General features: G+C 71.4%; 24 protein-coding genes, 1 tRNA gene and 1 riboswitch. Of the genes, 17 read left to right on the top strand and 8 right to left on the bottom strand.

Annotated features, from left to right (window positions below; translation table 11 throughout):
* Window positions 1–27 precede the first annotated feature (27 nt).
* The 4 genes from AB0917_RS21740 to AB0917_RS21725 all read left to right on the top strand — a co-directional run bounded on the left by AB0917_RS21740 (window position 28) and on the right by AB0917_RS21725 (window position 2,364).
* Complete coding sequence (locus AB0917_RS21740; RefSeq protein ID WP_366821261.1) at window positions 28–825, top strand: ABC transporter ATP-binding protein; 798 nt, start codon at window positions 28–30, stop codon at window positions 823–825.
* 69 nt (window positions 826–894) lie between these two features.
* Complete coding sequence (locus AB0917_RS21735) at window positions 895–1,011, top strand: putative leader peptide (protein WP_309544402.1); 117 nt, start codon at window positions 895–897, stop codon at window positions 1,009–1,011.
* Window positions 1,012–1,135: 124 nt separating this feature from the next.
* The gene (locus AB0917_RS21730) at window positions 1,136–1,414 is read left to right on the top strand and encodes a MoaD/ThiS family protein (RefSeq protein WP_366821260.1); all 279 of its coding nucleotides are present in this window, start codon (window positions 1,136–1,138) and stop codon (window positions 1,412–1,414) included.
* On the top strand, window positions 1,414–2,364 hold the full coding sequence (locus AB0917_RS21725) for a cysteine synthase (RefSeq protein WP_366821259.1): 951 nt from the start codon (window positions 1,414–1,416) through the stop codon (window positions 2,362–2,364). The genes AB0917_RS21730 and AB0917_RS21725 overlap by 1 nt, the downstream gene beginning before the upstream one ends.
* 106 nt (window positions 2,365–2,470) lie before the next feature.
* Here AB0917_RS21725 and AB0917_RS21720 read toward each other — a convergent pair whose 3' ends face one another.
* Window positions 2,471–2,974 (bottom strand): type II toxin-antitoxin system PemK/MazF family toxin, encoded by a 504-nt coding sequence (locus tag AB0917_RS21720; protein ID WP_366821258.1) that lies wholly within the window; start codon window positions 2,972–2,974, stop codon window positions 2,471–2,473.
* 265 nt (window positions 2,975–3,239) lie between these two features.
* On the opposite strand from AB0917_RS21720, the gene AB0917_RS21715 reads away from it, so the two are divergent.
* Window positions 3,240–3,992, top strand: a complete 753-nt coding sequence (locus AB0917_RS21715; RefSeq protein ID WP_366821257.1) for an MBL fold metallo-hydrolase — start codon at window positions 3,240–3,242, stop codon at window positions 3,990–3,992.
* 85 nt (window positions 3,993–4,077) lie between these two features.
* On the opposite strand, the gene AB0917_RS21710 is transcribed toward AB0917_RS21715, so the two are convergent.
* Together AB0917_RS21710 and AB0917_RS21705 are read right to left on the bottom strand one after the other, a co-directional pair.
* Entirely contained in the window at window positions 4,078–5,343 is a 1,266-nt protein-coding gene (locus AB0917_RS21710) for a PTS transporter subunit EIIC (RefSeq protein WP_366821256.1), read from the bottom strand.
* Between the two features lie 257 nt (window positions 5,344–5,600).
* Window positions 5,601–6,860, bottom strand: a complete 1,260-nt coding sequence (locus AB0917_RS21705; RefSeq protein ID WP_366821255.1) for a PTS transporter subunit EIIC — start codon at window positions 6,858–6,860, stop codon at window positions 5,601–5,603.
* A gap of 221 nt (window positions 6,861–7,081) precedes the next feature.
* On the opposite strand from AB0917_RS21705, the gene AB0917_RS21700 reads away from it, so the two are divergent.
* The 4 genes from AB0917_RS21700 to rdgB all read left to right on the top strand — a co-directional run bounded on the left by AB0917_RS21700 (window position 7,082) and on the right by rdgB (window position 9,554).
* A complete protein-coding gene (locus AB0917_RS21700; protein ID WP_015608814.1) occupies window positions 7,082–7,315 on the top strand; it encodes a glucose PTS transporter subunit EIIB in 234 nt (77 codons plus the stop codon).
* Window positions 7,316–7,571: 256 nt separating this feature from the next.
* On the top strand, window positions 7,572–8,309 hold the full coding sequence (rph, locus tag AB0917_RS21695) for a ribonuclease PH (protein WP_366821254.1): 738 nt from the start codon (window positions 7,572–7,574) through the stop codon (window positions 8,307–8,309).
* A gap of 123 nt (window positions 8,310–8,432) precedes the next feature.
* Complete coding sequence (locus tag AB0917_RS21690; protein WP_366821253.1) at window positions 8,433–8,822, top strand: hypothetical protein; 390 nt, start codon at window positions 8,433–8,435, stop codon at window positions 8,820–8,822.
* 129 nt (window positions 8,823–8,951) lie between these two features.
* Window positions 8,952–9,554 carry an RdgB/HAM1 family non-canonical purine NTP pyrophosphatase gene (gene rdgB, locus AB0917_RS21685; RefSeq protein ID WP_366821252.1) on the top strand — a complete coding sequence of 201 codons (603 nt, stop codon included), beginning with the start codon at window positions 8,952–8,954 and terminating at the stop codon, window positions 9,552–9,554.
* 49 nt (window positions 9,555–9,603) lie between these two features.
* On the opposite strand, the gene AB0917_RS21680 is transcribed toward rdgB, so the two are convergent.
* The 3 genes from AB0917_RS21680 to bcp all read right to left on the bottom strand — a co-directional run bounded on the left by AB0917_RS21680 (window position 9,604) and on the right by bcp (window position 12,009).
* Window positions 9,604–9,678: transfer RNA gene (locus tag AB0917_RS21680), tRNA-Leu, on the bottom strand.
* A gap of 68 nt (window positions 9,679–9,746) precedes the next feature.
* Window positions 9,747–11,243, bottom strand: a complete 1,497-nt coding sequence (gene proP, locus AB0917_RS21675) for a glycine betaine/L-proline transporter ProP (protein ID WP_366821251.1) — start codon at window positions 11,241–11,243, stop codon at window positions 9,747–9,749.
* Window positions 11,244–11,541: 298 nt separating this feature from the next.
* The gene (bcp, locus tag AB0917_RS21670; protein WP_015608808.1) at window positions 11,542–12,009 is read right to left on the bottom strand and encodes a thioredoxin-dependent thiol peroxidase; all 468 of its coding nucleotides are present in this window, start codon (window positions 12,007–12,009) and stop codon (window positions 11,542–11,544) included.
* A 131-nt stretch (window positions 12,010–12,140) separates the two neighbouring features.
* Between bcp and AB0917_RS21665 the strand changes: the two genes are divergently transcribed.
* The 3 genes from AB0917_RS21665 to AB0917_RS21655 all read left to right on the top strand — a co-directional run bounded on the left by AB0917_RS21665 (window position 12,141) and on the right by AB0917_RS21655 (window position 13,426).
* On the top strand, window positions 12,141–12,458 hold the full coding sequence (locus AB0917_RS21665) for a DUF3618 domain-containing protein (RefSeq protein WP_366821250.1): 318 nt from the start codon (window positions 12,141–12,143) through the stop codon (window positions 12,456–12,458).
* Between the two features lie 160 nt (window positions 12,459–12,618).
* The gene (locus AB0917_RS21660; RefSeq protein ID WP_043974418.1) at window positions 12,619–12,921 is read left to right on the top strand and encodes a co-chaperone GroES; all 303 of its coding nucleotides are present in this window, start codon (window positions 12,619–12,621) and stop codon (window positions 12,919–12,921) included.
* Between the two features lie 53 nt (window positions 12,922–12,974).
* A riboswitch (guanidine-III (ykkC-III) riboswitch) is annotated at window positions 12,975–13,045 on the top strand.
* Window positions 13,046–13,105: 60 nt separating this feature from the next.
* Window positions 13,106–13,426: a multidrug efflux SMR transporter gene (locus tag AB0917_RS21655; protein ID WP_366821249.1), complete on the top strand. Its 321-nt coding sequence runs from the start codon at window positions 13,106–13,108 to the stop codon at window positions 13,424–13,426.
* Between the two features lie 148 nt (window positions 13,427–13,574).
* Here the strand turns inward: AB0917_RS21655 and AB0917_RS21650 are convergent, their stop codons facing one another.
* The gene (locus AB0917_RS21650) at window positions 13,575–15,998 is read right to left on the bottom strand and encodes a transglycosylase domain-containing protein (RefSeq protein WP_366821248.1); all 2,424 of its coding nucleotides are present in this window, start codon (window positions 15,996–15,998) and stop codon (window positions 13,575–13,577) included.
* Between the two features lie 215 nt (window positions 15,999–16,213).
* Here AB0917_RS21650 and AB0917_RS21645 point away from each other — a divergent pair, with 215 nt between their 5' ends.
* The 4 genes from AB0917_RS21645 to AB0917_RS21630 all read left to right on the top strand — a co-directional run bounded on the left by AB0917_RS21645 (window position 16,214) and on the right by AB0917_RS21630 (window position 19,809).
* Window positions 16,214–17,014: an ABC-2 family transporter protein gene (locus AB0917_RS21645; protein WP_366821247.1), complete on the top strand. Its 801-nt coding sequence runs from the start codon at window positions 16,214–16,216 to the stop codon at window positions 17,012–17,014.
* On the top strand, window positions 17,007–17,891 hold the full coding sequence (locus AB0917_RS21640) for an ABC transporter permease (RefSeq protein WP_366821246.1): 885 nt from the start codon (window positions 17,007–17,009) through the stop codon (window positions 17,889–17,891). Before AB0917_RS21645 ends, AB0917_RS21640 begins: the two co-directional genes overlap by 8 nt.
* Complete coding sequence (locus AB0917_RS21635; RefSeq protein WP_366821245.1) at window positions 17,849–18,976, top strand: ATP-binding cassette domain-containing protein; 1,128 nt, start codon at window positions 17,849–17,851, stop codon at window positions 18,974–18,976. The genes AB0917_RS21640 and AB0917_RS21635 overlap by 43 nt, the downstream gene beginning before the upstream one ends.
* Before the next feature lie 104 nt (window positions 18,977–19,080).
* Window positions 19,081–19,809 carry a DUF1707 domain-containing protein gene (locus AB0917_RS21630; protein WP_366821268.1) on the top strand — a complete coding sequence of 243 codons (729 nt, stop codon included), beginning with the start codon at window positions 19,081–19,083 and terminating at the stop codon, window positions 19,807–19,809.
* A 115-nt stretch (window positions 19,810–19,924) separates the two neighbouring features.
* Here the strand turns inward: AB0917_RS21630 and AB0917_RS21625 are convergent, their stop codons facing one another.
* Window positions 19,925–21,187: an SGNH/GDSL hydrolase family protein gene (locus AB0917_RS21625; protein ID WP_366821244.1), complete on the bottom strand. Its 1,263-nt coding sequence runs from the start codon at window positions 21,185–21,187 to the stop codon at window positions 19,925–19,927.
* Window positions 21,188–21,283: 96 nt separating this feature from the next.
* On the opposite strand from AB0917_RS21625, the gene AB0917_RS21620 reads away from it, so the two are divergent.
* Complete coding sequence (locus tag AB0917_RS21620; RefSeq protein ID WP_366821243.1) at window positions 21,284–22,981, top strand: DUF445 domain-containing protein; 1,698 nt, start codon at window positions 21,284–21,286, stop codon at window positions 22,979–22,981.
* Window positions 22,982–23,089: the final 108 nt, after the last annotated feature.

Genomic DNA, 23,089 nt, shown 5'->3' with positions numbered 1-23,089 from the left:
GCCGTCACTTCCCGAGGGAGCCCACCCGTGACCACCCTGCGCACCGAGGCACTCTCGTACGGCACCGGCGAGGGCCGCCACCTCGTCGACTCCGTCGACCTCACCGCCGCCGACGGCGAGACGGTCGGCCTGGTCGGCCCCAACGGCAGCGGCAAGACCACCCTCCTGCGCTGCGTCTACGGCACCCTGCGCCCCACCCACGGCCGGGTCCTCCTGGACGGCGACGACCTCGCCACCCTCCCCGTGAAGGCCCGCGCCCAGCGCATCGCCACCGTCCCGCAGGACGGCCACGCCGGGTTCGAGCTCACCGTCGGCCAGGTCGTCGCGATGGGCCGCGCCCCGCACAAACGGTTCTGGGAGGCGGACAACGCCGCCGACACCGCGCTGGTCGCCGACGCCCTGGAACGGGTGGGGATCGCCGCACTCGGACCCCGTTCGTTCGCCTCCCTCTCCGGCGGCGAACGCCAGCGCGCCCTGGTCGCCCGCGCCCTGGTCCAGCAGCCCTCGCTCGTCGTCCTGGACGAGCCGACCAACCACCTGGACATCCGCTACCAGCTGGAGATCCTCTCCCTGGTCCGCGAGCTGGGCACCACCAACCTCCTCGCCCTGCACGACCTCAACCTCGCCGCGTACTACTGCGACCGCGTCTACGTCCTCAAGGACGGCCGCGTCGTCGCCTCCGGCACCCCCGAAGAGGTGCTCACGGCCGAGCTGCTGGGCGAGGTGTACGGCGTCGCCGCCGAGGTCAGCACCCACCCGAAGACGGGCGCCCCCACGGTCGTCTACCTCCCGGAAGGGCCCGGCCGCCCCGCCCTGTCCACATAGCGGTCGCTCACCATCCACGATGTGGGATCGCACTCGGGTTTTCCGACCGGGAATCGATACGATGCCCGCATGGTTCCCCATGACGTGAGCAACAGGACGCCGGGCACGCTGCTCGTCGCGCGGCTGCACGTCGACCTGTGCAGGCTCAAGAGCGCGATCTGTCCCCCGCCCGCGGCCTGCCCGTGAGCCGCACGGCCTGAGCCACGGTCCGCGCGAGCCCCACGCACACGCACCACCCACCACACCCCCTGCGCGGGGGAAGAAACGCGCGCCCCACGCCACCTCCCCGCTTTCGACAGGAGCCCACGCCATGGCCATCGAGGTCCGCATCCCGACCATCCTCCGCACCTACACCGACGGCGCCAAGGCCGTCGAAGGCAACGGGGAGACCCTCGCCGACCTCTTCGCCGACCTGGAGAGCCGCCACACCGGCATCCGTGAGCGCATCGTCGACGGCGAACAGCTCCGCCGCTTCGTCAACGTCTACCTCAACGACGAGGACGTCCGCTTCCTCGACGGCATCTCCACCAAGCTCAGCGACGGCGACAACGTCACCATCCTCCCGGCCGTCGCCGGCGGCATGCGCTGATGAGGTACGACTCCCCGCTGGCGGCCGTGGGGAACACCCCCCTCGTCCGCCTCCCGCGGCTGTCCCCGTCCGAGGACGTCCGCATCTGGGCCAAGCTGGAGGACCGCAACCCCACCGGCTCGATCAAGGACCGCCCCGCGCTCCACATGGTCGAACAGGCCGAGAAGGACGGCCGGCTGACACCCGGCTGCACCATCCTGGAGCCCACCAGCGGCAACACCGGCATCTCGCTCGCCATGGCGGCCAAGCTCAAGGGCTACCGCATCGTCTGCGTCATGCCGGAGAACACCTCGCAGGAACGGCGCGACCTGCTCGCCATGTGGGGCGCCGAGATCATCTCCTCTCCGGCAGCGGGCGGCTCCAACACCGCCGTCCGCGTCGCCAAGGAACTCAGCGCCGAGCACCCGGACTGGGTGATGCTCTACCAGTACGGCAACCCGGACAACGCGGGCGCCCACTACGCCACCACCGGCCCGGAGATCCTCACCGACCTCCCGTCCATCACGCACTTCGTGGCGGGCCTGGGCACCACCGGCACCCTCATGGGCGTCGGCCGCTACCTCCGCGAGAACCGGCCCGGCATCCAGATCGTCGCCGCCGAACCGCGCTACGACGACCTGGTCTACGGCCTGCGCAACCTCGACGAGGGCTTCGTCCCCGAGCTGTACGACGCCTCGGTCCTCACCACCCGCTTCTCCGTGGGCTCGGCCGACGCGGTCACCCGCACCCGTGAACTCCTCCAGCAGGAGGGCATCTTCGCGGGCGTCTCCACCGGCGCCGCGCTCCACGCGGCGATCGGCGTGGGCCACAAGGCGGTCAAGGCCGGGGAGAGCGCGGACATCGTCTTCGTGGTCGCGGACGGCGGCTGGAAGTACCTGTCGACCGGCGTCTACACGGCCGAGACGACAGAAGCGGCGATCGAGACGCTACAGGGCCAGCTCTGGGCGTGAACGCCACCGGCCCCTTCGGCGCTTGAGGAGCGGGGCCCGGGGCCCGGGGCGGAGCCCCGAAAGCCAGGGGCCCCGCTCCTCACCCCGCCCGCACCACTGCGAAGGGTCACCCCGCCCCCAGCCCCCGTACCCGCTCCCACAGCTCCGGGTCCACGGTCCCCACCCGGCGCCGGAACCCGGCCAACCGCACCTCCCGCAGCTCATCCGTCTCCAGGAAACTCTGCCGCCCCCGCTGATCCCCCACCGTCCCCGCGGGCAGCGCGATCACCCCCGGCCGCTCCTCGTGGTGCTTGCTGGTGATCTTGGCGACGAGCGCCGTGCGCCCCCGGCCCCGCCCCCGTACGGAGAGCACCAGGCACGGCCGGTCCTTGGACCCGGGCCCGTCCTCGTACGGCACATCGGCCCACCACACCTCGCCCGCCCGCGGCGTCCGCCCGTCCCCGCGCCCCGCCGGGCCCGACGGCCGTGACGGCGGCCGGGTCGACGCCTCCGGCTGCCGGGGCCGCCGCGAGCGGGGCCCCCGGTCCGAGCGCCCCCGCCCGTCCACCACCGCGGCGACGAGAGCCAGCAGAACCACGGCGACCAGCGCCACCCACCAGAACGTGTCCATCCCCCGACCGTACCGGCGCCGGCGGGCGACCCGGCCTCCCCCGACCGCCCGGCCCGGCCCTCACGCCGCGCCCGGCCGCCGCCGTGGGCGCGCTTCCATCGAACCGGTGACAGAGCAGGTGAGTTCCCCCACAACGGCAGGCGGCAGAGGAGCGACGCGGAGTTTTGCGCCTTACGCTCGACAAACCGCAAAACGTTCCGGCAGGAATTGCACGACCCCTCCCGCACGAACCCTCCCCGTCCCACGCCTCGGAGGTTCACGCTCCATGAAGCTCACCGTCGTCGGCTGCTCCGGCTCGTTCCCGTCCCCGGGTTCGGCATGCTCGAGCTACCTCGTAGAGGCCGACGGCTTCCGGCTGCTCCTCGACATGGGCAACGGCGCCCTGGGCGAGCTGCAGCGCCACGTCGGTCTCTACGACCTCGACGCGATCTTCCTCAGCCACCTCCACTCCGACCACTGCATCGACATGTGCGCGTACTTCGTCGTGCGCTACTACCGCCACGACGGCGCCCGCCCCGTCCCCCTTCCGGTCTACGGACCCGAGGGCACCGAGCAACGCCTGACCGCCGCCCACGGAGACACCCCCTCCGACCGGGCGATGAGCGAGGTCTTCGACTTCCACACGCTCAAGGCGGGCTCCTTCGAGATCGGCCCGTTCTCCGTCCGTACGGAGAAGCTCCGCCACCCCGTCGACACCTTCGGCATCCGGATCGAGCACGGCGGCTCCACCCTCGCCTACTCCGGCGACACCGGGAGCTGCGACGCCCTGGAGGAGCTGGCCCGGGACGCGGACCTGTTCCTGTGCGAGGCGTCGTTCGTCGACGGCAAGGAAGACATCCCCGACCTGCACCTCAACGGCCGGGAGGCCGGCGAGGCCGCCGCCCGCGCGGGCGCCCGCCGGCTCGTCCTCACCCACATCCCGCCGTGGACCGACGCGGACCGCAACCTCGCGGACGCGCGGACGGCCTACCCGGGGCCGGTGGACCTGGCCGCGCCCGGGGCGGTCTACGAGGTCTGACCCCGGCCGGCGCGTACGGCGAAAGCCCCCGCCTCCCCGAAGAACGGGGTGCGGGGGCTTCGGCGTGCGACGGGTGCGGCGGAGGCTACTTCGCCTCGGCCTTCTGCAGCTCGGCGAGCTCCTCGTCCGACTCCCGGCCCGGGGTCGGGAGGTTGAACTTGGTGATCGCGAAGCGGAAGACCACGTAGTAGATCGCCGCGAAGCCGAGGCCGACCAGGACCAGCAGCCAGGGCTTCGACGCGATGCCGAGGTTCAGCAGGAAGTCGACCAGACCGGCGGAGAAGCCGAAGCCGTCCTTCATGCCGAGCGCCCAGGTCAGGGCCATCGACACACCGGTCAGCACCGCGTGGATCGCGTACAGCACCGGGGCGATGAACATGAACGTGAACTCGATGGGCTCGGTCACACCGGTGACGAACGAGGTCAGCGCGAGGGAGAACATCATGCCGCCGACGACCTTGCGGCGCTCGGGGCGGGCGCAGTGGACGATCGCGAGGCAGGCCGCCGGGAGGGCGAACATCATGATCGGGAAGAAGCCGGTCATGAACTGTCCGGCGTTCGGGTCACCGGCCAGGAAGCGGGCGATGTCACCGTGGGCGCCGTTGTACTCGCCCGCCTGGAACCACGGGAAGGAGTTCAGCAGGTGGTGCATGCCGACCGGGATCAGCGCACGGTTGGCGACACCGAAGATGCCCGCGCCGACGGCGCCGGAGCCGACGAGCCACTCACCGAGGTTGTGCAGACCGGAGCCGAGCACCGGCCAGATCAGACCGAAGACGATACCGATGAGCAGACCCGCGAAGGCGGAGAGGATCGGGACCAGGCGGCGGCCGCTGAAGAAGCCGGCCCAGTCGGGCAGCTTGGTCCGGTAGAAGCGCTGGTACAGCAGGGCCACGACTATGCCCATCACGACACCGCCGAGAACACCGGCGTTGACGGGGGCGTCGCTCATCACGATCTTGCCGTCGGCCACGCCGGCGACCTGCGGCAGGTTGCTGTCCGTGAAGGTGGCGAGCACCTTCTGGAAGACCAGGTAGCCGGTGACGGCGGCCAGGGCCGTCGAGCCGTCCGACTTCTTCGCGAAGCCGATGGCGATACCGACGGCGAACAGCAGCGGCATGTTGTCGAGAATGGCGCCACCGCCCGCGGCCATGTAGCTCGCGAGCTTCGTGATGAAGGTCGGGAACGAGTCGCGGCCCAGCATGTCGTCGTTGCCGAGGCGGACCAGGAGCGCGGCGGCCGGCAGCACAGCGACCGGCAGCATGAGGCTGCGGCCGATGCGCTGCATGACGGCCATCACGCCGGCGCCCTTCTTCTTCTCGGCCGCGGGTGCGGTCTCAGCCGTGGTCATCAGATCCTCCATGGGGCACGGTGCCGCCCAGGTCGTTGATGCGGGGAGGCGGCGACTCGACAGACGCGGCAGACAGCCGTGGTCTGGACCACTCAGTGGTGTAGACCAGTTTTAGCACGGTGAGGGTTAGATAAGGAACCTGCAATTACCTGCTGATTCGCGGTAGCAGACCCGGCACGTTCGGTGACACGCGAAAGGCCCCCGGACCGGGCGGTCCGAGGGCCTTGCGCGAGCGGGGCCGAAGCTCCGCTGCCCTGCTACTTCGTGAGGTCCTTCTCGATCTCCTTCTCGACCTCCGGCGGCTCCCGGCCCGGGGTCTTGAGGTCGAACCTGGTGATCGCGAAGCGGAAGACCACGTAGTAGATCACCGCGAAGCACGCGCCGATCGGGATGATCAGCCACGGTTTCGTATCGAGATGCCAGTTGACGACGTAGTCGATCAACCCGGCCGAGAAGCTGAACCCGGCATGCACCCCCAGCAGCCAGGTGATGCCCATCGAGGCCCCGGTGAGCACCGCGTGCACGCCGTACAGCAGCGGCGCGACGAACATGAACGAGAACTCGATCGGCTCGGTCACACCCGTGACGAACGACGTCAGCGCCACCGACACCATCAGACCGCCCACCTCCTTGCGGCGCTCGGGCCGGGCGGTGTGGGTGATGGCCAGGGCCGCGGCGGGCAGGCCGAACATCATGATCGGGAAGAAGCCGGAGGTGAACTGTCCGGCCGACGGGTCCTCGGCGAAGAACCGGGAGATGTCGCCCTGGACGGTCGCGCCGTCCGCCCCGGTGAACTCGCCCGCCTGGAACCAGAAGAACGTGTTCAGGAACTGGTGCATCCCGATCGGGATCAACAGCCGGTTCGCGAAGCCGAAGATCGCCGCCCCCCACGAGCCGAGGTCGATCAGCTGCTTGGAGAACCAGGTCAGCCCGTCACCCACCGGCTGCCACAGCAGCCCGAACAGCACGCCCAGGATCACGCAGAGGAACGCCATCAGGATGGGCACCAGGCGCCGGCCGTTGAAGAAGCCGAGCCAGTCCACCAGCTTGGTCCGGTGGAACCGCTGCCAGACCACGGCGGTCAGCAGGCCGATCAGGATGCCGCCGAGGACCCCGGGGTTCTGCGGCTCACCGGCGGGCAGCTCCTCGGTCACGGTGTTGTCCATGGGGAACGCGGTGAGGACGCCCCGGTAGACCAGGAAGCCGACCACGGCCGCCAGCGCGGTGGAGCCGTCCGCCTTCTTCGCGAAGCCGATGGCCACGCCGATGCAGAAGAGGAGCGGCAGGCCGAGCTGGCCGTCGAGGATCGCCGTACCGCCGTTGAGCAGGACCGCGGAGGTCTTGTCCCAGAAGGCGCCGTGCAGATAGGAGTCGAACAGGTTCCCGAGGCTGACGAGCAGGCCCGCCGCGGGAAGGACGGCCACCGGGAGCTGGAGACTGCGGCCGACCTTCTGCAATCCCTGCACCGGCCCGTTCCACCATTTTGGCTGCGGTGCCGCAGCGGCGCTCGAACTCATCGGCATCCTTCCGGAACAAGCCTCGTTTGGCGGTCGTTGGAAACTGGTGTAGACCAGTTGCGTCACGGTCCGGGGCCCGCCCCGAAGTCAGGGCACCGGTGATCGTTATCTTTGGTGATAGTCCGGTTACCCGCCCGCGAAGTTGGGCCAACCGTGCGTTACCGTGACGAAACGGACCCGCAGCGGGCGGCCCGTCTGCACGCGAACACCAGGGAGAAGGCATGGCCACCAAGGCTGAGAAGATCGTCGCCGGGCTCGGCGGCATCGAGAACATCGACGAGATCGAAGGCTGCATCACCCGCCTCCGCACCGAGGTCCACGACGCCAGCAAGGTCGACGAAGCCGCCCTGAAGGCCGCCGGCGCCCACGGCGTCGTCAAGATGGGCACCGCGATCCAGGTCGTCATCGGCACCGACGCCGACCCCATCGCCGCCGACATCGAGGACATGATGTGACCGGCTGACACCCCGCCGGACACCGCGGACGCCCCTGGGGGCGCCCGCACCCCGCAGGCCTCGCACCTCACCGGTGGCGGGGCCTGTGCCGTACCCGGAGGGCCTGGCCCCGGAAGACCTGATCCCGGGCCGCCCGGTCCCGGGGCCGGGCGGCCCCACCTCCCCCGGCCCCACCGCCCCCGGCCCCACGACCTCGGGCCGTCCGGCCCCACCGCACCCGAACGGAGCCACCCCGCCAGCGGATAAGGTCGGGCCCATGTCTCGCATCGACGGCCGCACCCCCGAACAGCTCCGCCCCGTCACCATCGAACGCGGCTGGAGCAAGCACGCCGAAGGCTCAGTCCTCATCTCCTTCGGCGACACCAAAGTCTTCTGCACCGCCTCCGTCACCGAAGGCGTCCCGCGCTGGCGCAAGGGCAGCGGCGAAGGCTGGGTCACCGCCGAATACTCCATGCTGCCCCGCTCCACCAACACCCGCGGCGACCGCGAAGCCGTACGCGGCAAGATCGGCGGACGCACCCACGAGATCAGCCGCCTGATCGGCCGCTCCCTGCGCGCGGTCATCGACTACAAGGCCCTCGGCGAGAACACCATCGTCCTGGACTGCGACGTCCTCCAGGCCGACGGCGGCACCCGCACCGCCGCCATCACCGGCGCGTACGTCGCCCTCGCCGACGCCGTCGCCTGGGCCCAGGGCAAGAAGATCGTCAAGGCCGGCCGCAAGCCCCTCACCGACACCGTCGCCGCCATCAGCGTCGGCATCGTCGACGGCACCCCGCTGCTCGACCTCTGCTACGAGGAGGACGTCCGCGCCGAGACCGACATGAACGTCGTCTGCACCGGCGACGGCCGCTTCGTCGAGGTCCAAGGGACCGCCGAGGGCGCCCCGTTCGACCGCAAGGAGCTCGGCTCGCTCCTCGACCTGGCCACCGCGGGCTGCGTCGACCTCGCCGCACTCCAGCGCGACGCACTCGCCGCCACGCAGAACGCGTAGCGACCCGCCTTCCCCGGGTAAAGAAGCAACCAAGTAAGCACGCCACAGCGTCGTTACGGGCACGGGCGCACGGGTCGAACCGTGCGCCCGTCCGCGTACCGATCCCCGGGGAGGGACCGCACCATGGCCTCGCGCCGCCACCAACGCCTCGCACTCGCCACCGCCGCCACCCTGCTGACGCTCACCACGGCCGTGGGCTGCGCCGGACTCGACAAGGCGCTCGACTGCGTCCGCACCGCCGACGCCATAGCCACCAGCGTCGGCAACCTCCAACGGGCCGTCTCCAGCGCCTCCGGTGACATCACCCAGGCGTCCGAGGCCCTGGACGACATCGACCGCGAGCTCAAGAACCTCGGCGAGACCACCGGCAACGCCGACCTCTCCAAGGCCATCGACGGTCTCAAGGCGGGCGTCACCAACGTGCGCGCATCCATCGAGAGCGGCGACGCCACCCCCGACATCAGCCCGGTGACGGACGCGGCGACGGAGATCGGCAAGGTCTGCGCGCCGTAGGGCACGCCGCAGGGGGGGGGCGGGACCGGCACGGGGGCAGGCGGCAGCGGAGCCGGTACGGGCGGGGCGGCGGCGCGACCGGCCGGGGCGCGGGCCCACCGGCCCGCCCGCCCCGGCGATAATCGCCCCATGAAGCGCCTGATCCTCGCCACCCGCAACGCCGGGAAAATCACCGAACTCCACGCCATCCTCGCCGACGCGGGGCTCGACCTCGACCTCGTCGGCGCGGACGCGTACCCGGACATCCCCGACGTCAAGGAGACCGGCGTCACCTTCGCCGAGAACGCGCTCCTCAAGGCCCACGCCCTGGCCCAGGCCACCGGCCTCCCCGCCGTCGCCGACGACTCGGGCCTCTGCGTCGACGTCCTCGGCGGCGCCCCCGGCATCTTCTCGGCCCGCTGGTCCGGCACCCACGGCGACGACAGGGCCAACCTCGACCTGCTCCTGGCCCAGCTCGGCGACATCGCCGACGAACACCGCGGGGCCTCCTTCGCCTGCGCCGCCGCCCTGGCCCTCCCCGACGGCACCGAACGCGTCGTCGAGGGCCGTCTGAACGGCACCCTGCGCCACGCCCCGTCCGGCGGCTACGGCTTCGGCTACGACCCGATCCTCCAGCCGGAGGGCGAGACCCGCACATGCGCGGAGCTGACCCCGGCGGAGAAGAACGCGATCAGCCACCGCGGCAAGGCGTTCCGGGCGCTGGTGCCGGTGGTGCGGGAGTTGGTGGGCTGACGCAGTGCTGCCCGGCCCCTCGGGAGGGGCCGGGCAGCACCGGGGTGCGTGCGCCCGGTCGGATTCGAACCGACAGACACGACCACCTAAAGATCGCCGCTCAAACCAGTTGGCGTGCGGGCGCAGAACGACAGCAAGCCTACTGCTTCCGCGAAGGGAGTGCGGCGAAATATGAGCGAGATCTTCAGGGCCTCAGAACTTCGGGTCCGGCGACTGTGCCTGGACCAGTTCCGCCGCCTCCTCGTCCGTCTCCACCGACGGCGGGGAGCCGATCAGGGGCTGCTGGGCGGTCTCCTTCATGCAGGCGACCGCGATCACGCCCACCAGGGCCGCCGCCATCGCGTAGTACGCGGGCATCAGGTTGGAGCCCGTCCAGCTGATCAGGGCCGTGATCACCAGCGGGGTCGTACCGCCGAAGATCGACGCGGAGAGGTTGTAGCCGACCGACAGGGACCCGTAGCGCACGTGCGTCGGGAACAGGGCCGGCAGGGCCGCGGACATCGTGCCGAGCATGCAGACCAGCGAGAGGCCGAGCATCAGCATGCCGACCGTGATGGGGAGGATGCCGTCCACCCGGATGAGGAGGAACGCCGGGAGGGAGAGGACGAGGAAGCCCAGCATGCCGGTCATCAGCAGTGGCTTGCGGCCGAAGCGGTCGGAGAGCTTGCCGATCCGGCTGATGATCGTCATCAGGAACACCATCACGCCGAGCAGGATCAGCAGCCCGTGCGTCTCGCTGTAGCCGAGCTCGTCGGAGAGGTACGTCGGCATGTACGACAGCAGCATGTAGTCGGTGATGTTGTACGCGCCCACCAGGCAGATGCAGAGGATCAGCGTCCGCCAGTGCTGCCGGAAGATCTTGGCGAGGTCCCCCTTGGCCGTGGTCTCGACGCCGTCCGCCGCCTCGCTCGCGTGGGCGATGCCGCCCTCCAGCTTCTGGAAGGCCGGGGTCTCGTCCAGGCGCAGTCGCAGGTAGAGGCCGACCAGCCCCAGCGGGCCCGCGACGAGGAACGGGATCCTCCACCCCCAGGCCTCCATCTGGGCGGTGTCCAGCAGGGCGTACAGGGTCGTGACGAGCCCGGCCGCGGCGACGTACCCCGCCAGCGTCCCGAACTCCAGGAAGCTGCCGAAGAAGCCGCGGCGCTTGTCGGGGGCGTACTCGGCGATGAACGTGGACGCGCCGCCGTACTCACCGCCCGTGGAGAAGCCCTGGAGCATCCGGAAGAAGATCAGCAGGACGGCGGCCCAGACGCCGATCGTCTGGTGCGAGGGGATCAGGCCGATGGCGAACGTGCCGATCGCCATCAGGATCATCGTCAGCGCGAGCACCTTCTTGCGGCCGATCTTGTCACCCATAGGGCCGAAGAGCATGCCGCCGAGCGGCCGTACGAGGAAGGCCACGGCGAAGGTCGCGAAGGAGGAGAGGAGCTGTGTCGTCTCGTTCCCGGACGGGAAGAACACATGTCCGATGGTCACGGCCAGGTAGGAGTAGATACCGAAGTCGAACCACTCCATGGCGTTACCCAGCGAGGCCGCCTTCACCGCGCGCTTCACCGCGGCGTCGTCCGTGATGGTGATGTCCGTACGGCGCAGCCTGGGGTTCTTGCGCTTGCGGGCGGCCCGGAAGAGCGTGGGGTGGCGTTTGACCGCTTCGGGGTCGGCCGCCTGGGTGGGGTCGGGGGCCGCCATGGCCGGGTCCTTTCCTCGGAGGGTGTTCCAGGAAAGGCTTCTGCGCGGTGGTGGCGGTCGCAAACCGACTTCACGGCCGGATGCGACGTCCCTCACACGGTCCCGGCGCGGTTCCGGGGCGGAGGCGAGGGCCGGGCGCGGCCCGGCACGGGCCGTGGACGGTCGTGGAGGGGCTCGGGGGCGTTCCGGGGGGTGATACCCGTTCCCGTCGTGACCCGGGCCCCGTGCCGCGGGGGAGGGCGTTCGGTTCGCCCGCCCCGGATGGCCCATCCGGGGCGGTGCGTGGCCGGGGGTGCGGTCAGATCCCCAGGTCCCTGATGATCTTGGCCACGTGGCCGGTCGCCTTGACGTTGTAGAAGGCGTGCTCGACCTTGCCGTCCTCGTCGACGACGACGGTGGAGCGGATGACGCCCGTCACCACTTTGCCGTAGAGCTTCTTCTCGCCGAAGGCGCCGTACGCCTCCAGGGTCTCCTTGGACGGGTCGCCGACCAGGGTGACCTTGAGGTTCTCCTGCTCGCGGAATTTCGCGAGCTTCTCCGGCTTGTCGGGGGAGACGCCGATGACGTCGTAGCCGGCGCCCGCGAGCAGGTCGAGGTTGTCCGTGAAGTCGCAGGCCTGCTTGGTGCAACCGGGGGTAAGAGCAGCCGGGTAGAAGTAGACGATGACCTTGCGGCCCTTGTGGTCCGCGAGCGAGACCTCGTTGCCGTCGGCGTCGGGAAGGGTGAAGGCGGGGGCGGGGTCGCCGGGCTTGAGTCGCTCGCTCATGTGGTTCTCCTCGGGTGGTGCGCGGGTCGGACGGGACCGAGCGTAATAGGGGTGCCGCCGGGTGTGCGGGGGTTCGAGCTGACAGACTGTCGATGAAGGTTTACCGGAGACACGACCACGGAGGCGGCGCAGTGTCGGATGCCAGGACCCCTGCGCAGATCGAGGCGGACATCATCAGCAGGCGCGAGCAGCTCGCTGTGGTGCTCGACGAGATCGGGGTGCGGGTACACCCGCAGACGATCATCGGCGATGCGAAGGCGAAGGTGGCCGCGAACGTGGACCGCACGGCCGGCCGGGCGTTCGTCGCGGTGAATCGCTCGGTGTCACAGGTGAAGGCGCAGTTCGTCGCGGAGGACGGCTCGCCGCGGCTGGAGCGGGTGATTCCCGCCGCGCTGCTGGTGGTGGGTGTGGTGGGGCTGCTCGCCACCGCCAGGCGCCGCCGCGCGTGACCGCTTCGCCCCGATCGGCGCACGGCCCCCTCCGGCGTGTGTGCCGGTGCGGGGACGGTAGGTTGCGGGCGTGAGCGAGAACACCCAGGGCAAGGCCCGCGGCACCACCCCCGACATCACCCGCGCCGGCGCCCACGACGATGACAAGCTGCCCATCCGCATGCTGCACGACCGCGTCCTGGTGCGGAACGACACCGCCGAGGGCGAGCGGCGCTCCGGTGGCGGCATCCTGATCCCGGCGACGGCGGCGGTGGGCCGGCGGCTCGCCTGGGCCGTGGTCGTCGCGGTCGGTCAGAACGTGCGGACGGTGGAGCCGGGGGACCGTGTGCTGTACGACCCCGAGGACCGTGCCGAGGTCGAGGTGCGGGGGGTGGCGTACGTGCTGATGCGCGAGCGGGACCTGCACGCGGTGGCGGCGGACCGGTTCGAGGGTTCGGTGGACTCGACCGGGCTGTACCTCTAGAAGGCCTTTGAAGGAGTACGCGAGGGCTTGGTGACCATGGTCACCGAGCCCTCCTGCCATTCCTTGCTACGGTGGAATCACCCCGACGAGACGCGCCGTACCGGGCAGGCAAAGACGACGCACCCGTGTCCGTTCGCGTGCTCGCGTACCCGCGTGTCCGTGTGTTGTCGTCGGAGGTTCTGTCATGGCCTGGGTTCTGCTGGTCGTCGCCGGTCTGCTCGAAGTGGGCTGGGCGATCGGGATGAAGTACACCGAGGGGTTCACCCGGCTGTGGCCGAGCGTGTTCACCGGTCTCGGGATCGTGTCGAGCATGGTGCTGCTGTCGCACGCGGCGAAGACGCTGCCGATCGGTACGGCGTACGGCGTGTGGGTCGGCATCGGCGCGGCCGGTGCGGCGGTCCTGGGCATGGTCGTGCTGAACGAGCCGGTGACCGCGGCCCGGATCTTCTTCGTCTGTCTGCTGCTGGTCGCGGTGGTGGGGCTGAAGACGACCTCCGGGCACTGAGGTCTCCCGTACGACCCTGTACGCCCTCGTACGCCGAGGTGCGATGCCGTACGGCCCCGTACGACGTACGAGCGCCGAGTCCTTCCCGTACGAACCTGTACGAAACCGTACGAACCCCGTACGGGAAGGACCAGGGCGGGGATCGGGGTCACTCGCCCGGGTGGCGGGCGCCGCGGACTCCTTCGATGAAGGTGCCGCCGAGGGCCCCCGTGCCGCCGGCGCCCTCGTCCCCGTTGGCGCCGCCCTCGCTCCCCGGGCCGTTCCCCGTTCCGCCGTCGCCTCCGGTGGCTCCGCCGTCCGTGCCGCCCGTCCCGCCCTCCGTACCGCCGTCGGTTCCGTTTCCGGTGTCGCCGCCCGGCGGGGCGGGTGTGGTGGCCGCGGGTGTGGTGGCCGAGGGGGCGGTGGTGTCGGCCGGGGTGCTGGGGGAGGTGCTGGTGGGGGAGGTGTCCGGGGTGGCCGGTCCGGTCGTCGCGGCCTCCTCGTCGCCCGGCTCCTGGGGTTCGTCGGAGCCGGGGGCCGTTTCGAGGTCGAACTCCTTGGCCGGGGAGGAGCGCAGGGCCGCTTCCGTGTAGGCGGCCCAGGTCTCGGCGGGGACGCCGCCGCCGTTGACGCGGTCCAGGCCGAGGGCTCCGTACAGCGGGGTCTGGGTGCCGGATTCGGGGTCCTGGCCCATCACGGCGACGACGGTCGCGAGGTCGGGGGTGTACCCCGCGAACCAGGCGGCCTTGTCCTCCTCGGCGGTGCCCGTCTTGCCGACGGCGGGGCGGCCGGCGGCCTGGGCGGCGGAGCCGGTGCCGCCCTCGACGACCGAGCGGAGGAGGGCGGTGGTGGTGTCGGCGGCCTCGCGGGTGATGGCCTGTTCGGTCTTCCGGTCGGGCAGCTCGATCTCGGTGCCGTCCTTGGTGACCTTGTCGACGAGGGTGTACGGGCCGTGCCGGCCGTGGTCGGCGAGGGTCGCGTACGCCTCGGTGAGGTCCAGGACGCTGGCGGTGGCGGGGCCGAGCGCGATGGAGGGGGAGGCGGTGAGGTCGGGGGTGTCCTCGGGGATGCCGAGGGCGACCGCGGTCTCCTTGACTTTCTCGGGGCCGACGTCCTGGGCCATCTGCGCGTAGACGGCGTTGACGGACTTGTCGGTGGCGGTGCGGACGGTGATCTGCCCGTAGTCGACGTCGTCCTCGTTGGCGGGGTCGTACCCGGTGGAGCCCTGGGGGCCCTGGACGGTCCGTTTGTTGGTGCCGTCGTAGTACGTCTCGGGGGTGATGCGCCGGCCGTCCTGCGTGGTGGAGTCGTTGGCGACGGCGGAGGTGAACACGAACGGCTTGAAGGTGGAGCCGACCTGGTAGTCGCGGCGGGTGGCGTTGTTGACGTACTGCTGGGTGTAGTCGAGCCCGCCGTACATCGCGACGACCTCGCCGGTCCCCGGGACGATGGAGGCGCCGCCGGCGCGTACGTTCGTGTCGGCCTCGCGGTCGTCGCTCCGCTTCTTCATCACGTTGTCCTCGACCGCCGCGACGAGGGCGTCCTGCTTCTTCTTGTCGAGGGTGGTGGTGATGCGGTGGCCGCCGGTGGCGAGGGTCTCCTTGTCGATGATCCCGTTGTCGGCGAGGTAGTCCTCGACGGCCTGCACCAGGTAGCCGCGCTGGCCGGAGAGGCTGGTGGAGGGCTTGGCCTCGGCGGGGACGGGGAACTCGGTGGTGGACCGTTCGCCGGAGTCGAGCCAGTCCTCCTTGACCATGCCGTCCAGGACGTAGTTCCAGCGGCTGAGGGCGGCGGGCTTGCTGTCGGGGTGGGCGACGACGTCGTAGGCGCTGGGGGCGTTCAGCAGGGAGGCGAGGTACGCGCCTTCGGCGGTGGTGAGGTCCTCGACGTTCTTGCCGTAGTACGCCTGGGCGGCGGCCTGGATGCCGTAGGCGTTGCGCCCGAAGTAGCTGGTGTTGAGGTAGCCCTCGAAGATCTGGTCCTTGCTCTGCTCGCGGTTGAGCTTGATCGCGATGAAGAACTCCTTGGCCTTGCGGACGACGGTCCGCTCCTGGCCGAGGTAGTAGTTCTTGACGTACTGCTGGGTGATGGTGGAGCCGCCCTGCTTGCCCTTGCCCGTCGCGGTGTTCCAGCCGGCCCGGAACATGGCCCGCACGTCGACGGCGGGCTGGTCGTAGAAGTCGCGGTCCTCGGCGGCGAGCACGGCCTGCTGGACGGTGGACGGCACCTGGGAGAGCTTGACCTTCTCCCGGTTCACCTCGCCGTCGCGGGCCAGGACGGTGCCGTCCTTGTAGAGGTAGACGTTGGACTGCGCCTCGGCGGCGGCGTTGGCGGCCGGGATGTCGACGAGGTGGTAGCCCGCGAAGAACCCGCCGATGAGCAGGAGTACGGCCCCCAGGGTGGTCCCCAGGACCATGCGCCAGGTCGGGACGAGGCGGCGCCAACCGGTCCGCTTGGGGCGTTTCGTGCGTCCCTTCTTCCCGGTCGCCTCCTCCTGTGCTCCCTGCGCTCCCTGCGCGCCCTCGTCGTCCCCGGGGCTCGCGGAGGCCGTGGAGGGGTCCCGAGGGGTCCAGTTCGGTTGCTCGTCGCTCATGTCGGTGGGGGCTCCTCGGGTGCGGTCGGTGCTCCCATAGTGCCCGTTTCGCCGGGAAACCCTCCTATCATCCTCCGATCTCCCCCGTTCTCCCGTTCCCCACCCCCTGAAAAGCGGTCGCGGGGGTCTTTGCCCGTGCACTAAGGTCGGGCGCTTTGGTGCCTGGAGCCGGGGAGCGGGCCCGGCGACGGTGACAGCGGGGGAGAGGGGACGGCGTGCGGCTGTACGCAGTGGTGGCGGCGGGCGGGTTCCGGCGCTACACCACCTACCGGACGGCGACGGCCGCGGGGGTGTTCACCAACACCGTCTTCGGCTTCATCCTGGCGTACACCTACATCGCCCTGTGGGACGAGCGCCCCCAGCTCGGCGGGTACGACATGTCGCAGGCGCTGACGTACGTCTGGATCGGGCAGGCCCTGCTGGCGGCCTGCGCCATGATGGGCGGCGGCTTCGAGGACGAGCTGATGGAGCGGATCCGTACGGGGGACATCGCCGTGGACCTGTACCGTCCCGCCGACCTCCAGCTGTGGTGGCTGGCGGGGGACGTGGGCCGGGCGGCGTTCCAGCTGCTGGGGCGCGGGGTCGTACCGATGCTCGTGGGGGCGCTCGCCTTCGACCTGGCACTCCCCGGCTCGCCGTGGACCTGGCCGGCGTTCCTCCTCTCCGTACTGCTGGGCATCGTCGTCAGCTTCGCCCTGCGCTACCTGGTGGCGCTGTCCGCGTTCTGGCTGCTGGACGGGGCGGGCGCGGCGCAGATCGCCTGGCTGCTGGGGCTGTTCTTCTCCGGGATGCTGCTGCCGCTGAACCTCTTCCCGGGGCTGCTGGGCGAGGTGGCCCGGATGCTGCCGTGGTCCTCGCTGCTCCAGATCCCGGCCGATGTGTTCCTCGGCAAGCACACGGGGTGGGGGCTGGTGGAGGTGTACGCGTTCCAGGGCGGCTGGGCGGTGGTGCTGCTGCTGGCGGGGCGGCTGCTCCAGACCGCGGCGACGAGGAGGGTGGTGGTGCAGGGTGGCTGAGACGGTGGCGGTGCGGACCGGCGGGCAGCGGGCCCCGGAGCCGGGTGGCTTCGCGTTCGAGGAGCGGCCCCGGCTGCTGGAGGGCGTGCGCGCGTACGGGCTGATCGTGGCGATGTGGGTGCGCTCGACGATGGCGTACCGGGCCTCGTTCGTCATGACGACGTTCGGGAACCTCGCCGTGACGGCCTTCGACTTCATCACGATCCTGCTGATGTTCACGCACGTCGACGCGCTGGGCGGCTACTCGCTCCCGGAGATCGCCCTGCTGTACGGGATCTCGGCGACCGCGTTCGGCCTCACCGACCTGCTGCTCGGGTCGATGGAGCGGCTGGGGCGGCGGGTGCGCGACGGGACGCTGGACACGCTGCTGGTGCGGCCGGTGCCGGTGCTGGCGCAGGTGGCGGCGGACCGGTTCGCGCTGCGCCGCGTCGGGCGGATCATCCAGGGGCTGCTGGTGCTCGGCTACGCGCTGACCACCCTGGACATCGCGTGGACGCCGCTGAAGGTGCTGATGCTGCCGGTGATGGTGGTGAGCGGGGCGGCGATCTTCGGGGCGGTCTTCGTGGGCGGCGCGGCCTTCCAGTTCGTCGCCCAGGACGCCTCGCAGGTGCAGAGCGCCTTCACGTACGGCGGGGCGACGCTGCTCCAGTACCCGCCGACGATCTTCGCGAAGGACCTGGTGCGCGGGGTGACGTTCGTGGTCCCGCTGGCCTTCGTGAGCTGGCTGCCCGCGCTGTACGTGCTGGACCGGGAGTACCCGCTGGACCTGCCGCAGTGGGTGGCGTTCCTGCCGCCTGTGGTGGCCGTGGGGTGCGGGGCGCTGGCGGGGCTCGCGTGGCGGGCGGCGCTGCGGGCGTACCGGAGTACGGGCAGTTGAGCGGGATGACGACGGAGGGCACGGACATGGGCGACGGCAGGGGTGTGGGCGTGGGGACGGGCACGGAGGTGGGCGCGGCGGCGGGTACGGAGGCGGGCGCGGCGGCGGGCGACGACGGCTTCATCACCCTCGACGGCGTCGAGAAGGTCTTCCAGGTCCGCCGCCGGGCCGGCCTGCTGCGCCGGGAGCGCCGCGAGGTGCGGGCGGTCGACGGCATCAGCTTCCGGGTCGCGCGCGGCGAGATGGTCGGCTACATCGGCCCGAACGGCGCCGGCAAGTCGACCACGATCAAGATGCTGACGGGCATCCTCACCCCCAGCGGCGGCCGGCTGCGCGTGGCGGGCATCGACCCGTCCCGGGAGCGTACGCGCCTGGCGCACCGCATCGGCGTGGTCTTCGGCCAGCGGACGACGCTGTGGTGGGACCTGCCGCTGCGCGACTCGTACCGGCTGATGCACCGCATGTACCGCATCCCGGACCGCCGTTACCGGGAGAACCTGGACCGCTGCGTCGAACTCCTCGATCTGGGCGAGCTGTTGGAGGTGCCCGTACGGCAGCTCTCCCTCGGCCAGCGGATGCGGGGCGACATCGCGGCGGCCCTGCTGCACGATCCCGAGGTGCTCTACCTGGACGAGCCGACGATCGGGCTCGATGTGATCTCGAAGGCCAAAGTGCGCCAGTTCCTCAAGGAGTTGAACGCGGACCGGGGGACCACGGTCCTGCTGACGACGCACGACCTGACCGACATCGAGCAGCTGTGCCGGCGGGTGATGGTGATCGACCACGGCCGCCTGATGTACGACGGTTCGCTCGCCGGCCTCCACGAGGTGGGGGAGAGCGAACGGATGCTGGTGGTGGACCTGGAGAGCGAACTCCCGCCGATCGAGCTGGAGTCCGACGCGTCGGGGCCGGGCCTGCGGGCGGTCAGGGTGGAGGGCCCGCGCCAGTGGCTGGCCTTCCCCGCGGCGGCGTCGGCCGCCCCGCTGGTGGCGCGGATCGCGGCGGAGTACCCGCTGATGGACCTGTCGGTGCGGGAGCCGGACATCGAGGCCGTGATCGCGAGGATGTACGAGGCGGCGCCCTGAGCGGTTCCGGGTGAGCCGACGCGCACACGCCCTGGGCCTGCACGTCTGTGCCGGGAACGGGTCCGTTCAATAGGGTGCGCGGTATGACAAGTGAACGTCCGGACATGCGTGCCTCCGATGCTGAACGCGAGCGGATCGCCGAGTTGCTGAGAGAGGCGGTGGCCGAGGGCCGGCTGGAGATGGACGAGTTCGAGCAGCGCCTCGAAACGGCCTACACGGCCCGTACGCACGGGGAGCTGGAGCCGCTTGTCCGGGACCTTCCGGCACCCGGCACGGCGGTGGCCCCGGTGGGCTCCTCCGCGCCCGCCCCGCAGCGGGGTTCCGCCGCGAACTGGCCCGCGCGGATCGGTGGAACCGCCACCTCCAAGGGCGGCTTCGCCCTCTGGGGCGGCTTCAACCGGAGGGGCCGCTGGACGGTGGGCCGGAAGTTCACCGCGTTCGCGATGTGGGGCGGCGGGGAGATCGACCTGCGCGAGGCGAACTTCGAGGACCGCGAGGTCGTCATCCGCTGCTTCGCGGTCATGGGCGGCCTGCATGTGACGGCCCCGCCGGAGCTGAACGTGGACGTCAAGGGCGTCGGCATCATGGGCGGCTTCGGCGAGGGCCCGAACGAGGACGGGGAGCCCGCGCCGGACGCCCCGCGCGTCACGATCACGGGGCTGGCCCTGATGGGCGGCGTCGGCGTGGAGCGCAAGCGGACGAAGGCGGAGCGCCGCCGCCTGAAGGAGGCCGAGGAGGCCGAGCGGGCGATCCGCCGGCGGCAGGGACTGGAGGGCCCGGAGAAGGGGGACGGGAAGGGTCTGGAGGGCGGCGGCCGCAAGGAGCTGAGCTGAGCTGCGGCTCTCCTGGACGTGAGCCGTGTGCGTCGCCCCGTATCACTCCTGTACGTGAGCGGCCTGTACGTCACCCCCGTAGGTGAGCGGCCCTGTACGCCACCCGTACGTCACCTCACAGTCTGTCGGACGCCGGCGTGCGGGGCGGCCGCTCCACCCACGTCAGGTCGACCCGCTCGCCGAGCGCCCGGTAACCGGCGTCGTTGACGTGCAGGCGGTCGCCGGAGTCGTACGCCGCGCGGAGTCGGTCCGGCGCGTACGGGTCGCGTACGGCCTCGTCGAAGTCGACGTACGCGTCGAAGACGGACCCCGCCCGGATCTGCTCGTTGACCGCCAGCCGTACGGCGTTGCGCTCGGGCGTCCAGGTGCGGAACCCCTCGAACGGGGTCAGGGTCGCGCCGACGACCGTGAGACCGCGGGCCCGCGCCTGGTCGGTGAGGGTGCGCAGGCCGGCCACGATGCGCCCGGCGTCGGGCTCCTGCGGGGCCTGCTGGACGTCGTTGATGCCGAGGGCCACGATCACAGTGCGGGCCCCGGCGACCGAGAGCACGTCGCGCTCGAACCGGTCGAGCCCGGCCTGGCCCGCCGAGCCCTGGATGAGGAGCCGGTTGCCGGCGATGCCCGCGTTGGCGACTCCGTACCGCCCGCCCAGCCGGTCCGCGAGGACGTCGGTCCAACGGGTGTTGGCGTCGGTGGTGGAGCCGCTGCCCGCGGTGAGCGAGTCCCCGATGACGACGACGGTGCCGGGTGCGCCCTCGTCGCGGACGTCCACGGCGGTCAGATAGCGCCACGTGGTGGTGGACCGGATACCGCGGCCGTCGACCAGGTAGGACGTCTGGTGGCTGTTGGGGTGGTGGGTGACCGGGCCGCCCGGCCGCGGGGTGCGGAAGCTGACCCGGAGGTCGGAGCCGGGCGCGACGGGCACGACGACCGGGTCGCTGACGGCCTGTCCGCCCGCCGCGATGGTGACGGCGGGGGCCCCGTCGAAGGTCACCGGGCGGGAGTTGACGGTGGCCCGGTCGATGAGGAGGGGCACGGTCCCGAAGAGGTTGGAGAGCGTGATGCGGGCGGCGTCCCCGCCGACGCTGGTGTGCACGATGTTACGGATGGTGCTTCCGGGGAAGCCGTTGTCGGTGTTCGGCTCCGCGCCGACGGGTGCCGCGGTCCACGTGGCGACCCAGTTCCCGCCGGCGTCGGCGGGGGCGACGGGAACGGCGGGGACGACGGGGTTGCGGGCCGCCGCGTGCGCCTCGGCCGACGGGAGCGGGGCCGGCCGGGGGCCGGAGAACAGCGAGGTGCCGAGCACGGTGGCTGCGGCGAGTACGGCGGTGCCCGCCAGTAGGGCGATGAGCAGGGCGTACCCCTGGCGCCTGGGCATGTGCGGTGATTCTCCTTGTGATGATCGTGCCGGTCCCATGATGCGGCAGGCCGCGGGAACTCGACGCGCGGCCCGGGAGTAGGGGAAGCAGGGACAATGCGTACGTCGCGGGGGCAAGGCGTACGCCGATGGCTGGAGCGGGTGGAACGGGTGGAGCGCATGGAACGGTCCGGTTCCGGAGAGCAGGACGCGGTGCAGCAGCCGGGGGAGGACCCGGACTCCGGGGGGACCGGGTCCGGGACGCGGGCCGGGGCCACCCGGAAGGAGCTCGCGGAGGGAACGGCGGGCGTGGAGGGGACGGCTCGTACGGAAGGGCCGGCGGATACGGCTCGTACGGAGGGGACGGCGGGCACGGAGGACGGCGGCACCGGAACGGCGGGCGGCACCGGGACCGCGACCGGGGCCGGAACGGAAACCGCCACGGCGACCGACACCGCCACGGCGACCGACACCGGCACCGGCACCGGCACAGCGACCGGCTCCGCCACCGCCACCGACCACGGCGTCCCGCTCGGCGCGGGCCCGCTGGCCTCGTTCGCGTACACCGCCGCCGACGAGGAGAAACAGCGCGGCGTCCGGCGTATGAAGCTCACGGCGACCGGCCTCCTTCTGCTCGTCGCGCTGATCTACGTCCTGGCCACCTGGGCGGAACACTCAGGTGTGACGGGCTGGCCGGGCTACGTCGCGGCGGCTGCCGAGGCGGGGATGGTGGGCGCGCTGGCGGACTGGTTCGCCGTCACGGCGCTCTTCCGGCGCCCGCTCGGCCTGCCCATCCCCCACACCGCCATCATTCCCACCAAGAAGGACCAGCTGGGACAGTCCCTCGGTTCCTTCGTCGGCGACAACTTCCTCTCCGGGGACGTCATCCGTGACCGGATCCACGCGCTGGGGGTCGGCCGGAGGGTCGGCGCGTGGCTCGCGGAGCCGGCCAACGCCGACCGGGTCACCGCCGAGTTGGCGACCGCGCTGCGCGGCGCGCTCACGGTGCTGCGGGACTCCGACGTCCAGGCGGTCGTCGGCGAGGCCATCACCCGGCGGGCCAACGCGGTGGAGGTCGGCCCGGGTCTCGGCAAGATGCTGGAGCGGGTGGTGGACGACGGCGGCCACCGCAAGGTCGTCGACCTCGTCTGCGTACGGGCGCACGACTGGCTGGTGGAGCACGGCGACTCGGTGATGGACGCGGTGCAGGGCGGGGCGCCGGGCTGGACACCGCGCTTCGTGGACAAGCGGGTGGGCGAGCGGGTCTACAAGGAGCTGCTGCGGTTCGTCACGGAGATGCGGGACATGCCGGGCCACCCGGCGCGCGCCTCCATCGACACCTTCCTCACCGACTTCGCGGCCGACCTCCAGAGCGACTCCGACACCCGGGCCCGGGTGGAGCGGCTGAAGTCGGAGATCCTGGGCCGCGGTGAGGTGCAGGACGTCATCGCGTCGGCCTGGTCCTCCGTCCGTACGATGATCCTCGCGGCGGCCGAGGACGAGCGCAGCGAACTGCGGCTGCGGGCGCGCGCGTCGCTGATGTCGCTGGGCGCCAAGCTGGCGAGCGACGAGCGGCTCCAGGCCAAGCTGGACGGCTGGCTGGAGGACGCGGCGGTCTACGTGGTCACGACGTACCAGGCCGAGATCGTCTCGCTGATCAGCGAGACGGTGGCGGGCTGGGACGCGGACCAGACGTCGAAGAAGATCGAGGCGCACATCGGCCGCGACCTCCAGTTCATCCGCATCAACGGCACGGTGGTCGGCGCGCTGGCGGGCCTGGCGATCCACACGGTGTCGCGGGCGCTGGGGGGCTGAGGCGCGCCGGGCGCCCGACGCGCCACGGGACGGGCGTGGGGGGCCGGGCCCCCCGCCCGCCGCCCCCCCCCGGTACCCCCGGTGCAGGGGCGGGGGGGGGGGGCGGCC

The sequence above is a fragment of the Streptomyces sp. NPDC007346 genome, assembly GCF_040703535.1.
Classification (GTDB): Bacteria; Actinomycetota; Actinomycetes; order Streptomycetales; family Streptomycetaceae; genus Streptomyces.
Note: the sequence above shows the minus strand (reverse complement) of the source record. Positions and strands in the feature narration are given on the sequence as shown.

Bases quoted from the DNA above. Each gene is read 5' to 3' on its own strand.
- AB0917_RS21620 (WP_366821243.1), top strand. From the start codon at position 21,284: ATGCGTACGTCGCGGGGGCAAGGCGTACGCCGATGGCTGGAGCGGGTG.
- AB0917_RS21625 (WP_366821244.1), bottom strand. From the start codon at position 21,187: ATGCCCAGGCGCCAGGGGTACGCCCTGCTCATCGCCCTACTGGCGGGC.
- AB0917_RS21630 (WP_366821268.1), top strand. From the start codon at position 19,081: ATGCGTGCCTCCGATGCTGAACGCGAGCGGATCGCCGAGTTGCTGAGA.
- AB0917_RS21660 (WP_043974418.1), top strand. From the start codon at position 12,619: ATGCTGCACGACCGCGTCCTGGTGCGGAACGACACCGCCGAGGGCGAG.
- AB0917_RS21735 (WP_309544402.1), top strand. From the start codon at position 895: ATGGTTCCCCATGACGTGAGCAACAGGACGCCGGGCACGCTGCTCGTC.
- AB0917_RS21730 (WP_366821260.1), top strand. From the start codon at position 1,136: ATGGCCATCGAGGTCCGCATCCCGACCATCCTCCGCACCTACACCGAC.
- rdgB (WP_366821252.1), top strand. From the start codon at position 8,952: ATGAAGCGCCTGATCCTCGCCACCCGCAACGCCGGGAAAATCACCGAA.
- AB0917_RS21710 (WP_366821256.1), bottom strand. From the start codon at position 5,343: ATGACCACGGCTGAGACCGCACCCGCGGCCGAGAAGAAGAAGGGCGCC.
- AB0917_RS21705 (WP_366821255.1), bottom strand. From the start codon at position 6,860: ATGAGTTCGAGCGCCGCTGCGGCACCGCAGCCAAAATGGTGGAACGGG.
- AB0917_RS21700 (WP_015608814.1), top strand. From the start codon at position 7,082: ATGGCCACCAAGGCTGAGAAGATCGTCGCCGGGCTCGGCGGCATCGAG.
- AB0917_RS21725 (WP_366821259.1), top strand. From the start codon at position 1,414: ATGAGGTACGACTCCCCGCTGGCGGCCGTGGGGAACACCCCCCTCGTC.
- AB0917_RS21720 (WP_366821258.1), bottom strand. From the start codon at position 2,974: ATGGACACGTTCTGGTGGGTGGCGCTGGTCGCCGTGGTTCTGCTGGCT.
- AB0917_RS21655 (WP_366821249.1), top strand. From the start codon at position 13,106: ATGGCCTGGGTTCTGCTGGTCGTCGCCGGTCTGCTCGAAGTGGGCTGG.
- bcp (WP_015608808.1), bottom strand. From the start codon at position 12,009: ATGAGCGAGCGACTCAAGCCCGGCGACCCCGCCCCCGCCTTCACCCTT.
- AB0917_RS21715 (WP_366821257.1), top strand. From the start codon at position 3,240: ATGAAGCTCACCGTCGTCGGCTGCTCCGGCTCGTTCCCGTCCCCGGGT.
- AB0917_RS21690 (WP_366821253.1), top strand. From the start codon at position 8,433: ATGGCCTCGCGCCGCCACCAACGCCTCGCACTCGCCACCGCCGCCACC.
- proP (WP_366821251.1), bottom strand. From the start codon at position 11,243: ATGGCGGCCCCCGACCCCACCCAGGCGGCCGACCCCGAAGCGGTCAAA.
- rph (WP_366821254.1), top strand. From the start codon at position 7,572: ATGTCTCGCATCGACGGCCGCACCCCCGAACAGCTCCGCCCCGTCACC.
- AB0917_RS21650 (WP_366821248.1), bottom strand. From the start codon at position 15,998: ATGAGCGACGAGCAACCGAACTGGACCCCTCGGGACCCCTCCACGGCC.